Annotated in this window: 14 protein-coding genes; 5 read left to right on the top strand and 9 right to left on the bottom strand. The window is 44.2% G+C overall.

Annotated elements, in window-relative coordinates; genetic code table 11:
* Nucleotides 1-155 precede the first annotated feature (155 nt).
* Together GTQ48_RS10970 and GTQ48_RS10975 are read right to left on the bottom strand one after the other, a co-directional pair.
* Nucleotides 156-2,075, bottom strand: coding sequence for a methyl-accepting chemotaxis protein (locus tag GTQ48_RS10970; protein WP_163106736.1), 1,920 nt, complete (start codon nucleotides 2,073-2,075; stop codon nucleotides 156-158).
* A 133-nt stretch (nucleotides 2,076-2,208) separates the two neighbouring features.
* Entirely contained in the window at nucleotides 2,209-2,460 is a 252-nt protein-coding gene (locus GTQ48_RS10975; RefSeq protein WP_163106737.1) for a hypothetical protein, read from the bottom strand.
* A gap of 193 nt (nucleotides 2,461-2,653) precedes the next feature.
* On the opposite strand from GTQ48_RS10975, the gene GTQ48_RS10980 reads away from it, so the two are divergent.
* Nucleotides 2,654-3,058: a type 2 periplasmic-binding domain-containing protein gene (locus GTQ48_RS10980; protein ID WP_163106738.1), complete on the top strand. Its 405-nt coding sequence runs from the start codon at nucleotides 2,654-2,656 to the stop codon at nucleotides 3,056-3,058.
* Between the two features lie 90 nt (nucleotides 3,059-3,148).
* On the opposite strand, the gene GTQ48_RS10985 is transcribed toward GTQ48_RS10980, so the two are convergent.
* A complete protein-coding gene (locus GTQ48_RS10985; protein ID WP_163106739.1) occupies nucleotides 3,149-4,057 on the bottom strand; it encodes a LysR family transcriptional regulator in 909 nt (302 codons plus the stop codon).
* Between the two features lie 118 nt (nucleotides 4,058-4,175).
* On the opposite strand from GTQ48_RS10985, the gene GTQ48_RS10990 reads away from it, so the two are divergent.
* From GTQ48_RS10990 to idi, 4 genes are all read left to right on the top strand, one after another.
* Nucleotides 4,176-5,063 (top strand): type 1 glutamine amidotransferase domain-containing protein, encoded by an 888-nt coding sequence (locus GTQ48_RS10990; RefSeq protein ID WP_287009199.1) that lies wholly within the window; start codon nucleotides 4,176-4,178, stop codon nucleotides 5,061-5,063.
* Nucleotides 5,064-5,082: 19 nt separating this feature from the next.
* Nucleotides 5,083-6,237: an iron-containing alcohol dehydrogenase gene (locus GTQ48_RS10995; RefSeq protein ID WP_163106740.1), complete on the top strand. Its 1,155-nt coding sequence runs from the start codon at nucleotides 5,083-5,085 to the stop codon at nucleotides 6,235-6,237.
* A gap of 323 nt (nucleotides 6,238-6,560) precedes the next feature.
* Nucleotides 6,561-8,435 carry a putative bifunctional diguanylate cyclase/phosphodiesterase gene (locus GTQ48_RS11000; protein WP_163106741.1) on the top strand — a complete coding sequence of 625 codons (1,875 nt, stop codon included), beginning with the start codon at nucleotides 6,561-6,563 and terminating at the stop codon, nucleotides 8,433-8,435.
* A gap of 257 nt (nucleotides 8,436-8,692) precedes the next feature.
* Nucleotides 8,693-9,250 carry an isopentenyl-diphosphate Delta-isomerase gene (gene idi / locus GTQ48_RS11005; protein WP_163106742.1) on the top strand — a complete coding sequence of 186 codons (558 nt, stop codon included), beginning with the start codon at nucleotides 8,693-8,695 and terminating at the stop codon, nucleotides 9,248-9,250.
* An 80-nt stretch (nucleotides 9,251-9,330) separates the two neighbouring features.
* Here the strand turns inward: idi and GTQ48_RS11010 are convergent, their stop codons facing one another.
* From GTQ48_RS11010 to GTQ48_RS11035, 6 genes are all read right to left on the bottom strand, one after another.
* A complete protein-coding gene (locus tag GTQ48_RS11010; RefSeq protein WP_163106743.1) occupies nucleotides 9,331-10,206 on the bottom strand; it encodes a Brp/Blh family beta-carotene 15,15'-dioxygenase in 876 nt (291 codons plus the stop codon).
* The gene (locus GTQ48_RS11015) at nucleotides 10,206-11,390 is read right to left on the bottom strand and encodes a lycopene cyclase family protein (protein ID WP_163106744.1); all 1,185 of its coding nucleotides are present in this window, start codon (nucleotides 11,388-11,390) and stop codon (nucleotides 10,206-10,208) included. The genes GTQ48_RS11010 and GTQ48_RS11015 overlap by 1 nt, the downstream gene beginning before the upstream one ends.
* The gene (locus tag GTQ48_RS11020) at nucleotides 11,383-12,297 is read right to left on the bottom strand and encodes a phytoene/squalene synthase family protein (protein ID WP_163106745.1); all 915 of its coding nucleotides are present in this window, start codon (nucleotides 12,295-12,297) and stop codon (nucleotides 11,383-11,385) included. Before GTQ48_RS11020 ends, GTQ48_RS11015 begins: the two co-directional genes overlap by 8 nt.
* Nucleotides 12,287-13,897 (bottom strand): phytoene desaturase family protein, encoded by a 1,611-nt coding sequence (gene crtI / locus GTQ48_RS11025; protein WP_163106746.1) that lies wholly within the window; start codon nucleotides 13,895-13,897, stop codon nucleotides 12,287-12,289. Before crtI ends, GTQ48_RS11020 begins: the two co-directional genes overlap by 11 nt.
* A complete protein-coding gene (locus tag GTQ48_RS11030) occupies nucleotides 13,890-14,747 on the bottom strand; it encodes a polyprenyl synthetase family protein (RefSeq protein ID WP_239060084.1) in 858 nt (285 codons plus the stop codon). Before GTQ48_RS11030 ends, crtI begins: the two co-directional genes overlap by 8 nt.
* A 90-nt stretch (nucleotides 14,748-14,837) precedes the next feature.
* Nucleotides 14,838-15,659, bottom strand: a complete 822-nt coding sequence (locus GTQ48_RS11035; RefSeq protein ID WP_239060085.1) for a bacteriorhodopsin-like — start codon at nucleotides 15,657-15,659, stop codon at nucleotides 14,838-14,840.
* Nucleotides 15,660-15,839 lie beyond the last annotated feature (180 nt).

Here is a 15,839-nt window from a genome sequence, read left to right on the forward strand (position 1 = left end):
ATAGAATAAAAGGGATCAAGGACTACGGCAATGCCAAGCTCACATAATCAATAATGAAATTGTTACCGTTCGTTTCAAGCCTGACAATTGGTAGGTTCGTCGCAAGTAGTTGATTTAGTCAATGGCTCAATTAAAGAGGCCTTAGCGGCCTCTCCTTAGAAACGATAGCGCCTAAGCTGCGCTTGCATTTGCTTAATTTGATCAACTAACTCATTGCAGCTTATTGCCACCTCGGTGGCATAATTGCGATTAGCATCACCAACGGCCTTAATACTCTCAACCCCTTGAATAACGTTTCTCGCTACCTCTTTTTGCCCTTGTGCAGTATGCGAGGCCTCTTGGTTTAATCTAGTAATACGAGCCACTGCACCTAGTGCTTGTTCCAGTGAGACTCCTGCATTTTTAGTCACTTCAAGGGTATTATAAGCCGTATCTTTATTGCGATTCATTTTTGATGCGGCTTCTCTGCTACCTTGTTGTAAACGTTCAATCATAATGCGAATTTCTTCTGTCGATGACTGCGTTCTGCTTGCCAGAGAGCGAACTTCATCGGCAACAACAGCAAAGCCTCGTCCTTGCTCACCCGCCCTAGCCGCTTCAATTGCCGCATTTAATGCCAGCAAGTTTGTCTGCTCGGCAATGTTGCGTATCACTTCCATCACGCCACTTATTTCTTCACTGGCTTGCGCTAACTCATCAATGACTTTAACAGACTCATCAACATCATTAGCCTGGGCTTGAATGTCGTCGATAGTTTGCGCAAGCACGCTTACGCTAGTTCTGGTGTCGCTATCTGCCGCTGTGGCAGCTTCACTGGAACTGGTGATACTGGCAGAGACGTTATCAGTATTCTCTTGCAGAAGAACGATTGCAGAATCAATTTTATCGGTTTCTAAAGAAAGTAACGACACTGACTCGCTAGACTGCTCTGCCGTTTTATTAAGCAACTGTGATTTAGTCAGCATACCGCCGGTTGTGGCATCTACGTTTTGCAATGTCTCTTGAAGCTGGCCTAATAGTTGATTAAATGCTCTAGCCATTTGCCCAAACTCATCCCCCCTTTTGCCTTCAAACCTAAAAGTAAGGTCGCCTTCGCCAGAGGTTAAGTTAGTTACCACAGCAATAAACTCCTCAAGGGGCCTACCCACTATGTATTTTACGAGCAACCATATCGTAATAAGTACACCTGCACTGGCCACCAGTACTTTTGCAATCACCGCAAAAACAGCTGCGCTTATCAGCGACGATTTTTCACTTTGTGACGCGACCAAAATAATATCGTAGCCCCACGGTTTAAAAGGCACGATAGTTGTCGACCATTTGTCATTATCATTGAGTGCAGACTGCACTGTTTGCTCATTGACATGAGACGAGTGCATGCGAATATTGCCCTTACCATCTCTCAAGGCGACGAAGCCTTCATCAAGAAGGTGGCTTTTCTTAATTGCATCCTCGAGCACGTTTAAATCTGCAGAATAGCCAACGTACCATATGCCAATAACACGGCCTTGGGCGTTGAACATGGGCTCATAGCCAGTGAGATAAGGGCTACCTAGAATATCTACCGCACCGTAATAAGCCTGTTGTTGCTCTATTTGTTTTATAGCCTTACCGGATGGAGCGAGCTTAGTACCGATAGCTCGCGCACCATTTTTAATAACGTTGGTACTAATCCGTATATAATCATTGCCCGTTTTACTGAATAAGGTGGCGGTACCGCCCATTACGTCAGTCAACTCGTCTACCAATGAAAAGTCGTTAGCTTGCGCTTGAGAACCGAGAAATAATTGTTGAGCTGGTGTGTCTTTTACGGTGACAACCCCACCATGACTTGGAACGCCCAGCGCTTCGCCTCGCTGCTTGAGCAGCGACATACTGCTTTTCACTCGCTCAAGTACAATAGCGTCAGTAACGGTGAGAATATTAACGAGCCTGTCCGCTGTGTTTTGTTTTTGCGTTTCTATCTGCTTTACGACATTGGAAGACGTGGTGACTACCGTGATAATTGCGATAACCAAGGCTAATAAGGCGATGACAGAACAAATTGCTAATAAAAACTTACGCTGGATCGACATACAATTTTCGCTCGCTCATGAAGATTGTTAATGCTAATTGCTACTTATTTTTATTCAGGCACCTTCCCTAGCTAACGCACTCCATATACTTAAATTTAGGTAACTTTTTCCATAGAGCAAATTTTTTTATCATTTACTTCATATTCACCTTACCGCCAATCATTTTTAGAGAGGGGGTTCCTCGAATTAATGAATCCCGTGCAAATTGTTGTTCGCAGTTAGGGCATATGCCCTCTTCTTTTGTGAAGTCTTCAACTATTCGCTCTTTGAAACACTTAACCAACGCCCCTTTACCACCTTTTTTATATTTATAGAGTAAGGTTTTACACTTAGCACAATAAATCTGAACGGTTTTTTCCGGGGCTTTTTTTCGGGGTTTTGCCATCAATACCTCGCTAATACTCATTCTGCGTTTTGCTACCATTGTACAATCGCAGCATGGTGTTATTTTCAGCTATACTTTAACAGACGTAAACACGACTCACTGTTTCTTTCCTTTATTGGCTAAACTGTTTTAGAGAATCTGAATGATGAGCGTCCTATAACGGATTTATTTACAACGATTAAAGGTAACCTTCATGAAATTTATTTTCGCACTGTGTCTTTTGCTTTCAATGCCTGTATTTGCTGGCACGGCTATCATCATTAATGCCAACAATACCTCCGGCATTGACGTTGAAATGGTAAAGCGCATTTATCTTGGTAAATCAAAAGCGTTTCCTGATGGGAGCAGAGCTATCCCCCTTACGTTTGAAACAGGTAATGGACTTCGAAATATATTTAACAAAGACGTACTTGGAAAATCTGAATCTCAATATTCAGCCTTTTGGTCGAAACTTGTATTCACGGGTCGAGGAACGCCACCTGAAATGATTTCAAACGAAAATGAAATGCTAACGCTTGTTGCTACAAACCCGAACACTATCGGCTTTATTGATGAGAGCAAAGTTGATGGCTCAGTAAAAATTGTAGGCACGTTCTAGCGTTTGGTTCGATTAACTCGCCGGTTCAGTTTAAAAGAAATGCGCAGTACGGTTCCCCCTGTACTGCGATTTGATTCTTTCACCCTCGTACTAGCTTGGATATTCGGCAAGGTAATTTAAGTTAGTAAACGCAGTGATAACATCCTTAGCAAAATCTACTCTGGGATTAGAAAGCGCGCCCTTTTTCCATACTAAGTATAAATCATTCTCTGGACCAGGCTTGCCCAGCTGAATAAGCTCTCCCTGCCTTATGCCTTGCTTGCAAAGGTAATCGGGCAACACTGAATAACCAACCCCCGACGTAACTATAGACGCGATGGCTCTTATATCTGGGCAGATGGCTGCCACGGGCGAGTCGCATTTGGCATTAAACACATCAGCAAAGTAGCGGCGAATAAGCGGAAGTTGTTCATCATAAGCGACCACTTTATGCGTATTTAATAGAGAAGCTGTCACCTCCCGCTCTCCTATCAACTTGCCCTGAACTCGATTCATAACAAGGATGAGTCGCTCTTTGTCCAGTTTTTGATATTCATACATAGTTGATTCTGGCTCTGACCCAGTAATAGCAAGTTCAGCCACGTCGTTTTTTAACAGGCCATAAATATCTGTTTTATTGCCGGTATGGACAACCAGGTTGACTCTATCGGCCTGCAGCAGATTGGCAAGTGTTGGCCCCGCCACAGAGCTGAGGTACTCAGCGGGCCCAGCAAGGTGCAGTGTACCGTGGTCTGTTGAAGCTCGACTTCGAATTGACGCCACTTTTTGCTCAAGAATGTCGATGTGACTAGATACTTGAAGCGCCAGATCATCGGCAATTGGGGTTGGCTCAACGCCTCTCGCTTTTCGAATAAACAGCTCCTTCCCCACAATGGACTCCATTGCTTGGATATGCGATGTAACTGCAGGCTGTGACATATGCAGCCTTGATGCGGCCCGAGTAATGTTGCCACTGCGATACACTTCAACAAAGGTTTTTAACTGCGTAAGATATGACATCGACCGACCCATCAGATTATTGATGGCTGATACTAACTTATCTGACTTCTCGTGCCAATTAAACCTCCGTAAGATGCAGCCCATCGAAGCATTTGGCTTAAATTAATAAGGATTTTTTGTGAACAAGACACTACCGATATTATTACTTATCTCATCATCATCGCTATCACTGAGCGCTTTCAGTCATGGGCACGAAAGTGGAAGCGGTGAAGGTCATGAGAGTCAGACTGATACCAAAGGCGAGGTACTGGTACTGCTATCAAGCGAAGATAGAATGCAGCTTACAGAAGGTAAAACTGAGCCGACGGGTTATTATTTAAATGAGTTTGGCGTACCCGCAAAAGCATTGGTCGACGCCGGTTACACTCTAGTGTTAGCTACGCCGAAAGGCAATGCGCCCGCCGTAGACAGTAAATCGGTGATCCCACAGTATTTTGGCGGTGACAGTGCTTACATGGAGCAAATACAACGCTTTGTTGCCTCTATTGATGGCATTGACGATACCCTATCGCTTTCAGAAGTCATCGATGCAGGTTTAAACAACTACAAGGGCGTGTTTATTCCTGGCGGCCATGCCCCACTTATCGACTTAGCCAACAACCCTGAAGTGGGTAAAATTTTGAGCTATTTTCACAGTGCAGAAAAGCCCACCGCGGCAATATGCCATGGCCCTATCGCGCTTTTATCAGCACAAAACAACCCTGAAGCGTTTAATTCATCGCTTAAAAGCCAAGCCGATGCAGAGGCTGACGACTGGATTTACGCGGGTTATGAAATGACGATTTTCTCACAAGGCGAAGAAGAGTACTTTGAGAGCACCCTTACCGATGCAGGCTTACTTTACTATCCTTCCGATGCTATGAGCACTGCTGGCGGCGACATGAGATACGAAGAAATGTGGGCCCCTCATGTAGTTGTAGATCGCGAGCTAATTACGGGACAAAACCCTTTTTCAGACAAACTACTCGCTGAAAAGCTTATTAACCAACTGAATGAACAAGACTAATAAGGACGAAAAACTGACTATGCTTAATTTTACATTTAAAAATCAAACAGAAGTGCTTTTTGGAAAGGGCCAACTCAGTGAAGTAGCCTCTCGTTTACCACACAATGCAAAGGTGCTATTTCTTTACGGTGGTGGCTCGATTAAAAAAAACGGCATTTACGATAAAACCGTAGAAGCACTTGGCGATGCCGAGGTTGTAGAATTTCACGGTGTTGAGCCAAACCCGGAATTTTCGACGCTGATGAAAGCCGTTGAAGTGGCTCGTGACAACAAGGTTAACTTTATCCTCGCTGTGGGTGGCGGAAGTGTTATCGACGGTGCAAAATTTGTCGCTGCTGCAGTCAACTTTGCTGGCGACCCATGGGATATCTTAATTAAAGAAGCACCGTTTGAAAATCCATTACCTATCGGTGCCGTTCTTACACTGCCTGCAACTGGCTCAGAAAGTAATGGTAATTCAGTGGTAAACCGTAAAGAAACCTCACAAAAGCGCGCGTTTTCATCTGAATCTGTACAGCCGGTGTTTGCAGTACTCGACCCTGAATTTACCTATTCGCTGCCGATGCGACAGGTATCAAATGGTGTGGTAGACGCCTTTGTGCACGTTATTGAGCAGTACCTCACCTACTCAGTTAACGCGCCGTTACAAGACAGGTTTGCAGAAGGCATTTTGCAAACGCTTATTGAAGAAGGTCCTAAGTCACTAGCAACACCTACTGATTACGACGTAAGAGCAAACGTAATGTGGTCAGCGACAATGGCGTTGAATGGTCTTATTGGCAAAGGCGTTCCACAAGATTGGGGCACTCATATGATTGGCCACGAATTGACGGCACTTCACGGTTTAGACCATGCGGTAACGCTAGCTATCGTATTGCCTTCGCTGATGTATGTGCAACGTGACAGCAAGAAAGAGAAGATTTTGCAGCTTGGTGAGCGCGTATTTAATATTTCAGAACACAATGAAGAAAAGGCCATAGATTTGACCATTAAAGCCGTTCAAGATTTCTTTGAAACAATGCAGGTCAAAACTCGCTTATCTGATTATGATATCGATAAAACAGCCATTGATGGATTAGTTGATAACCTAGAGCGCAACGGCCTAACTGCGCTTGGTGAGCACGGCGATATTGACCTAGTAAAGGCAAGAGAAATTCTCACGCTGGCTGCCTAACGCTCAAGCCCCTAGTTGTAGGCTAATTACGCTGCAGCACTATTACAAATAGCGCTATTACAAATAGCGCATACGCCTAAGCTAGTAGGCATCAATACCGCGCTAATAAGTAGAACAAATGAGTCTGCTTATTAGCGCGAGTTTATGCTCATTTTAACCCGCCTATCCTTCATTTTTTTAATTTTTGCTCTTCCTTTTTTCTTTTCTTCTGCAACCCATACTAGCAACAGAATCCTCATAATCTGTTTTGGTCGTATTACTTTCTTGATTTTTGCCCCCTAACCGTTACTGTATTAATCAATATATGGGTTAGGACTATCATCATGTTGGATAGAAAAGTAGAGCCCTCTTCAGTAACATCAAGCGGTAAGATGATACTTGTGAAACAACAAAGGTTGGTGCAAACCTGCGTTATCGCGAGCGTAAGTTTATTTATCGCCCTTCTCTTTGCCCGTGGGCTTGCAGTTTATATTTTTTCATTCGGTCTGCTTTCTCTTGTGGCTACTACCTGTTTGTCGGTTTGGCGGTATTCGAACCTATGTAACTACCTATTCTTAATATCAATCTCGCTTATGCTGCTCCTATTGTCGATAACTGGCGCTGGTGTATTCGACCTGGCCATGCTGGGCTACCCAAGCGTGATCATCTTTTCTGCCATCCTTGGCGATAGACGTCTATTTTTAACCACGCTGACTTCAGTGCTATTGCAGTGTGTGTTGCTGGCTTGGTTGGCTATTGAAGGCGTGGTGGTTCCCCACGCCCCGTCAGTGACGTGGTCCCATGTCATATTTATCATGATTCTTTTTATATTTACTGGTTTCTGCGTGTACATCTTGGTACAAGACATCAGGAATCTGCTGCAGTCACTACAAATAGAAAACACAAAAGCAGAGGAGAGCCGGCTTCAGGTACAGCATCTTGCACTGCACGACCCCCTTACAGATTTACCCAATCGCTTATATGGTGAGCGCCTTTTTTCGACCATGCTGAAAAGAAACAATCCATCCCAAACTAAATTGGCACTACTGTTTATTGATTTAGATAACTTCAAGCCTATTAATGATGCATTAGGCCACGCTGCAGGTGATAAGTTTTTACAAAACATTGCGCAAACCATTAGTCAGCATTTAAACGGTGATCAGTGCCTCATTCGTTTTGGGGGTGATGAGTTCATTGTGCTGGCAGCCGGCATAACCGATAAAAATCAAGTCGATGCGCTTTGCACAAACCTAATTGCGTGGTGCAGCACTGAATTTGAAGTATTAGAAGCCAAAATAGTAGTTTCTGCGTCAATAGGAATAGCCTGCGCACCAGATGATGGAACGACGTTTAAGCAGCTTTGCCGTAAAGCCGATGTGGCCATGTATGAGTCGAAACGCAAAGGACGAAACCGGTTTGAGTATTACAATGCCGCACTCGATGAGCGCAGTGACGTGCTGTTTAACTTACTGCAGCAATTACGCCCTGCTGTATTACATAATAAACTAGCGGTGTACTACCAACCGTTAATTGCGCTCGAAACGGGAAAAGTGTGCGCTATGGAAGCCTTGGTAAGATGGCCACAAGAAGACGGCAGTCTTATTTTCCCCGACCAATTTATTCCCGTTGCCGAAAGCAGCGGACTCATTAATCAACTAGGCGCGTTTGTGCTCACAGAGGCCTGTGAATATTGTGCGTACCAACACAGTATTGGCAACAAATACTTATCCGTGGCGGTAAATCTTTCTTTTTCACAGTTCAGAGATAATTCACTGCCCGGTATTGTTAAATCAGCATTGCAAAAAAGTGGCTTGCCTGCTGTATCTCTTGAGCTTGAACTAACAGAAAGCATACTAGCAGACGATCACGGGAACATTAGAAAGCAGCTGGAACACATTAAACAGCTTGGCGTTCAATTTTCTATTGATGACTTTGGTACAGGCTATTCCAACTTAAATTACCTGCGAGCGTTTAACGCCGGAAAATTAAAAATTGATAAGATTTTTATCACTACTCTTGGCATAGATCAAAAACACGAAACCTTAGTGTCTGCCATCATTAATATGGCAAAGAGCTTAGACATGCAAGTTGTGGCAGAGGGCGTGGAAAACGAAGCAGCAAAAGCTAAGCTAGTTGAGCTTGGTTGCGATATTGGACAGGGATACCTTTGGAGCAAGCCCATACCAAAACATGAATTCGACGTGTTGCTTAATTCCTGATAACCCACAGCTTCACAAATTAAGGCTTCACAACGTAAGGCCTGATGAAAAAGAAGCATCACACCGATCAATAAAGCGCCTTTATCTCTTCGCTCATAATTTGAATTTAAGCGGTAGAAAAATCACTGTTATTGCAAAGCAGCGCTTCATGCCGCCTTACTTCAACTAACGTAAAACCATATTGTCCTCCACGCGTATACATCAATAATTATTGGGCAAATACTTATCAATCAGTATTGTTATAAATGAGTATGGTTATGAATGAGTCAGTAGTGTTAGTCAATTCGATGGGCAATATGGTGGGTACATGCGAGAAACTGCAGGCTCATCAACACGGTCTTCTTCACCTTGCCTTTTCACTGATGCTAGTAAGAAAAACCGAACACGGCTTTGAACACTTACTACAACAAAGAGCCAGTGATAAATACCACAGCGGTGGCAAATGGAGTAATGCTTGCTGTTCACACCCCAGAGAAGGAGAAAGGCTTGATAGTGCGGTAAAACGTCGCGTTTTTGAAGAGCTAGGTGTTACCCATTTACCTAACCCTGAATACGTTGGCGCAATGACGTACAAAGCGTCATTGGATAACGGGCTTACTGAGCACGAGTACGACCATATTTTCGTTCAGTATTGCAATGACGACGACGTCGCTCTATCACCTAACCCTGATGAAATCAGTGCCACTCGCTGGGTAAGCGAACAAGACATTAAGGCTGAGTTATCACAAAACCCACATAGCTATACTGCTTGGTTTGCAGATTTACTGCAGCGCTTCGTAAGTGCCAGAGAACAAAAGCCAACGCATGATGCTTAATGAGTTGTTCCTGATTCCTGGTTCCTGGCTCCTGGTTCCTGGTTCCTGGTTCCTGGTTCCTGGTTCCTGGTTCCTGGTTCCTAATTATTGTGATTACTAAAGTGTGTAAGCAACACATGGGGGCACGTTACTGCAAACAGCCCGATAAAGATAAGCGGGTAGTACACACTTAATGCCTCTGTTTCGATAAAATACCAGTAGCCCGCGCTGAAAATAGCGACAGTACCAAGCATAGGAACGAGCGTAGCAACAGCCAGACTTTTGAAATTCACCTGCATTGTTTTTTGCACTAACACTGTGTGGTAAACAGAGTGAACAATACAAAAGTACAGCGTAAAAAAGACAAGGGGAGGCAGCACGCACGCGCTTATCACGACAATAATCATGTTCTTCACAGCTGGCGTTTCGATACTATCTTTTAACCAATAAGCCAATACAATTGCAAAGCACAGTACTGCTATTACCTGCATGCCTAAGGCGATGATGGACGCATGGTATGCGGGTAAAAAAAGCCATTCAAAAACATCTTCAAGACGCCGTGAATACACTAACGATGGGGCTGTCACCACCACGGCACTGAGACACCATGCGGGTGTCGAACGGGTTTGCTGCCAGTCGTGCCTGAAGTGGGCAACTCCAATAGTTAAAAAAACTAAGAGGCACACTGTTGGCAACAGCATCCATGCAAAAAACGCCATCACCACTAATGCGGTATACACGCAAACAAGTATGCCGAGCTTTACGGCATAGCTGAAACGAGATTTTCCCATGTCTTGCCTGCTTAAAGACTTGAGCATAAGGATATCTAGTGCACCATGAGGCATTCCCATGATGAAAATAACAATAAGAGCCGCTATGCCTATCCCGTCATTTGAAATGGGAAAGGCTGCGTACCAGGCTATACAAAGCACGATACTTGAAATCGTAAAATAATTAAAAAGCCGAAGGGTATTCATTAGTGCTCAGGGGTAAAAAGCGCTTTGACGAACGGTCTAATCGGCATAGCCTTGATGATAGACAGAACGTCTGAAAAAGTAGCCTTCTCTGTCATAAAGCGGGCAAACACAACAGCATTCACATTTTTAGCCATTGAGCTAAAGAGTGTTGGAGATAGCGCCATGTTTTTTCTCATTACCTTCAAAAACAAAGAGTCTAACGCAGAGTATATCGGCGATATGGGCTTAGCTAGAGATAATTTATTTTCACTGCAGAGGCTTTGGGCTGTTTTTTGCGCCCAGCGCTGAATGGTTAAAAAAGCGTACCCAGACGACGCCCTAATCATACTGCCACGCGCACCAATACAATTCCAGTTGCCTTCCTTGACTGGTGCTATTCGTGTATCCATCGGCAGCACCCCCTTTTCCCACTTTTCAATAACCACATCATTGCCATAATCGCCGCTATTGACTATATCCTCACAGGCAGACTGCATATCTGCAAGAGATTCATAGCGCATTGAAAAGCGAGTTAGCTCAATAAGTGCATAGTCTGAATTGAAGGGTAAAATATAGGTGAACTCAAAACAGCTTTCATCAGCGGTCATGTTTGACATCAGTGCGACCTTTTTTGCGTTAAACGACTGAGGGGACGTTTTCACCCACGCACCAACAAAATACTGATTGATAGTATTACCCTCTGGCAGAGAAATGCCACACGCACTATCAAACCCAAAGGACGCTGAAACCCGCCGGCCTTTCAGCGCTAGCTCAACATTATTGGCATTGGCATTGGCATTGGCATTGGCATTGGCATTGGCATCGACAGTATCAATCAACTCACTATCGGTATTCCACAGCCATTCTATAGTGGGCAGGCCTTTGAGCTTTTCAAAGGCGTATTGATAAAAATCTTCAGCCTGTAAGCAGCAGTAAGCGTGTTCACTTGATTGTGTACAGTGGTGATATTCTTGACCGTCACCTGAGAATGACCATGAAAACCAGTGGCGTTTGATTAAGTGATGTAGGGAGGATGAAATATTTTCCTCTCCCCAGAAACACCAGGTTTTTTGAGTTTCGGGTTCAGCGCGCTTTTCAACGACTAATACGCTTCCTGAGTAGCCTTGTTCTATTAACGCTAATAGTAGGGATATGCCTGACAACCCTGCCCCTCGGATAATAATGTCTACGTTATTACTAGTCATTAATTATGCTAACGGGCTGCAGGTCGGTAATGGAGGCGTGAAGCACATCAATACTTGGAGCACGCTTTTCAGCAAATACAGGGTAGCCACCTCTCACCATGACAGAAGAGGCGATCAGTATTTTCTTGGGTAACCCTACCCGCGTTCTTCCTTCCCAATATGCATATTTGTGACGTGCCGCTAGTTTTATGCCTATCTCGCGGTACACTGAAGCAGCGATGGCAATGGCATTTCTGCTATTTTTAGGTAAGTACCTTAATCCTTGCCAACCACTATTATAGTAACACTCACTCAATGCCAGTAACCGCTTTGTAGCATCTATGACTTTTTGCTGCGTTGTAACGGAATTTCCCACAATATCTTGAGCAGACACATCGCACCAGCTTCCGGGAATATATCGTCTTCCCATCTGCGCATCTTCAAAAACGTCTCTTGTTATATTGGTGAGCTGCATGCCAATGCCGAGGTTGGTGGCATAAGGCAGCCCTTTCTCTTTCGCGCCTAAAATGGGACACATCATTAGCCCTACGACGCCTGCTACTCGGTAGGCATACCTGATAAGGTCATCCTGCGTTTTAAAATCAACGGTGTATAAATCTTGCTTCACTCCCTCTATAAGCTGTATGGGAAGTGTCGAAGAAAAGCCGAGCTCACGCTGCAATGACAAAAAATCTGCCGTGTTTGCACATAATTCGGTGCCAGTCTCAATAGCGCGCTGAATAGTTTCTAGCTCTGCCTTGGCGAGCTGTTTGTCGCTACTTTCATCCGCTATATCATCAATCCAGCGACAAAATGCGTAAAGACGGGCGGCCTGATTAAGTCTTTTTTCAGGCAAAAAATATCCTGCAAAACGAAAAGACTTACCATGTTTAGCGAGTGTTGCTAATGCCACCTCTTCATTTTGCATTCACGCCCCCACCCTGTAATTCGGGAGATGCGGATAAACTTGATTGGGTAACATTGCAATTCGTTGAATGTGCAACGGATACAGATTTAACCTCTGCTGCTGTTGTTGATGCCGTTTCATGGGTTTTATTAGGCACCACGCTAGGAATTAAGCTTTCTACCACTTTTGCAGAGGAAAGTACGCCGGGTAACCCAGCCCCAGGATGGGTTCCTGCACCACACAGGTAGAGGTTTTCTATTCCTTCTGATTTATTGTGAAATCTAAACCACGCCGATTGAGTAAGGGTGGGAGCAATTGAAAAACCTGCTCCCTCTACACTTAAATACTCTTCGGAAAATTCTTTTGGTGTCATGTCAAATTGTTCAACAACACAGTCGCTAAGACCTGGCATGATAGATGATTCGAGAGCCTTTATTATTTTCTCTGCATACTCTTCACGAATGTCTTCCCATTGTGTTCCAGATGACAAGTTGGGAACGGGAGATAATACATAAAAGCTATCGCAACCTTCAGGCGCCATACTAGGGTCTGTGGCTGTTGGGCGATGTAGATATAGGGAAAAATCGTCTGCTAACACCTTCTTATTAAAAATATCATCTAAAAGTGGCTCGTAGCGCTTGCCTAACCAAATGGTGTGGTGAGCTATGTCTTCAAATTTTTTGGTGGTACCAAAATACAAAACGTACAGTCCCATGGAGAGCTTGGCATGCTTGGTTTTTATCCGAGCTGACAGCTTTTGGTCTTCTTTTTTAATCAGATTTGAATAAAGGTATTTCGGGTCGATATTTGACACTAGGGTGTCGCAATCAATAGCACCCGATTCGCAGTGCACTTTTGTGGCTTTCTTATTTTCAGTTTCGATACCCGTTATAGTGGTGTTTAGCTGAATGTTAATGCCTTCCTCTTCCATCAGCTTGCCTAGCGCCTGAACTAACGCGCCGGTGCCACCCATAGCAAAATGAATTGCCCACTTTCTCTCTAAGAAATGAATTAGGTTATAAATACAGGTAGTGTCAAATGGGTTGCCACCAACCAGCAAAGGCTGAATCGAAAAGGCTTGGCGTAGCTTTTCACTTTTTAAGTGTTCGCACACTAGTTGCCACACGTTGCGGTAACAACGAAGCTTGGCGAGATTAGGAATTTGAGAGACCATGCTAGAAAGTGTATGGAAAGGTTTATCTGCCAATTGGCTAAAACCAATATCAAAGATAGCTTCTGATTCTTTTAATAGTTCGAGGTAGCCGTTTTCATCTTCTGGGCAAATACGCCTAATTTCTTCCAACGTATCTTCAAGTGTGCCGCCGTAGTTAAACGTATCGCCATCGGGGTACGCAAATTTATACCAAGGCTCTACAGGCACAATGTCTATGTAGTCTTCAATTTTCTTCCCAAATAGTTCGAATAGCTCTTCGAATAAAAAGGGTGCAGTAATGACGGTAGGTCCCGCATCAAAAACAAAGCCGTTGCGACGAAACACCCGTGCTCGCCCGCCCAATTCGTTCTGGCGGTCGACTAAGGTAACATCGTAACCTTTTGCTTTCATACGCAAGGCCGATGCAATGCCGCCAAACCCGGCTCCAATGACTACTGCTTTATTCATTTTGGCTCCTACACACTGTCTTAAACAAAAGCTGACACGCTTTTATCGCAGACTCGCCACAATTAGCGGGTAATTCTTTCAATTCAAGTTCGCAACGTTTAAGTAAATACTGCGCTCGCGTTCTAGCCAGTTCAATGGCTTGGTCGTGATCCGACTCTCTGGCCAATAAATTAACCACATTGAGCTGACCATTGGCTAAGTCTGCTTGCCAATCATCCATGTCATCAGCGATTTGATAGGCTATTGCAAACTGGCGAATGGCTTCACTGGCTTTGTCGACTGCGCTTTCATAATTAGCTGCAATGAGCGGTAGCGCTAGAGATAGCTGAAGAAGAGGCCCGGATTTCTCTGCTGCGATAATTTCAAAGTCGACAAGTGATTTAACCTGTTGATGGATATCCTTGCACTGACCTTCGATAGTTTTGGAAACATTGTTGCTTACACAGCGAATTAAAGCAGGAAGTTTTGCAACGTCTTCAATATCGCTCAAAGCGCCATAGGCTTTTGACAGCAATAAGTCTCCCGCGCACAGCGCGATGTCTTTTCCAAACCGGCTCCAGACAGACGCTCGACCACGTCGCTGTGCGTCGTTGTCTTGCAAGTCGTCATGAACTAGCGAAGCATTGTGTAATAGCTCTACACAGCTAGCTAGCGTTAAAGCAGTCTGCTCGTTAAGTGACAATGCCTCGCAAGCTTGAAGGCAAAGTTTAGCTCGTGTTCGCGAACCTCCGCTTTGGAGGTGGTAACACGCAGCTGAATTTTCTGATACAGATGAAAAGAGCTCTTTTTCTAATAACTCCATTACCTGTAGGCTGTTTTTACTGGTGCTTTTAGTTTTGCTTTTGTTCATTTTCACACCCTTGGCAATAACGCTTGCGCTGCTTTGCAACGCAAGCGTGCATAACGCAAAGCAGCAGTTAGTTAACTGCTGCCTATTCTCTTAGTTTTTTAGTTTGCCGTCGCTTTCATTCGTTGCGGCGAACCAAATCAAGAGGCCAAATGCAATTTTGTTAACTACGTCTGCTAAGTTATAGATAATGTTAAGCGAATCTGCATCTGCAGCACCCACTAGGTAACCCATTACATAGCCAATTGGATAAATTGCCCAACCGATAGTTACAACCCAACGCATTGCGCCATATGCATATTTTACTGCATCACTTGCATGGGCTTCTGCTGCTTTACCCGCCTCACCAAGGAATACTTCGTACAAAATGTAGAACCAACCAAGCATACCAATTACGAAGCCAAGCGTAAGGTCCATATATCCTGCTTCGCCAAGATACCCAGGAATTAGCATGACCAATGTACCGATAAGCAGACGCCAGAATATGCCCGCTGTTGCTACGCCAATCGCACGTAATATTAAGTAGAATTCAATCATTAGCAGTGGCACTGTTAGAAGCCAATCTATGTAACGATACACTGTTGGTGTTTCACCCGTTGCTACCCACACGTCGCGCATGTAGAAGTAGTGCACTGCGGCGATAAACGTAACTAGCGCCGACACGGTTAAGGATGTTTTCCATTTTGCCGTTACGGCTTGCGTTTCCCATAGGAAAAACACGGTTGAAGCCATAAGTGCCATGGAAATTAGCCAGAATGAAATTCCAACGAAATCATCAGGCTCAAGGTTGGCGGCCGCGTGGGCCATCGTTGGAGTTAAAAGCAATAAACCGCCTGTGGCGAGCATTTTGCCTTTCATTCCGAGTTTACCCACGTTTTTACACATATCTGAGATGGAGCTAAAGTTTATCTTCATTATTTTTCTCTCACATTCATCACTGAGTTTAGGTTGACGCTGAGCATTTTAACAATTACTTAACGTAACATTAGGTAATTGATTAACAACTTTTGGGATCAGAACATCACTCCGATTTCTGCTAATATTAAAAAACATTAATAAGAACTATGTTTAGGCTGTATTTTCGTACACATTTAT

Source organism: Alteromonas genovensis (genome assembly GCF_010500895.1).
In the GTDB taxonomy this organism is placed as follows: Bacteria; Pseudomonadota; Gammaproteobacteria; order Enterobacterales; family Alteromonadaceae; genus Alteromonas; species Alteromonas genovensis.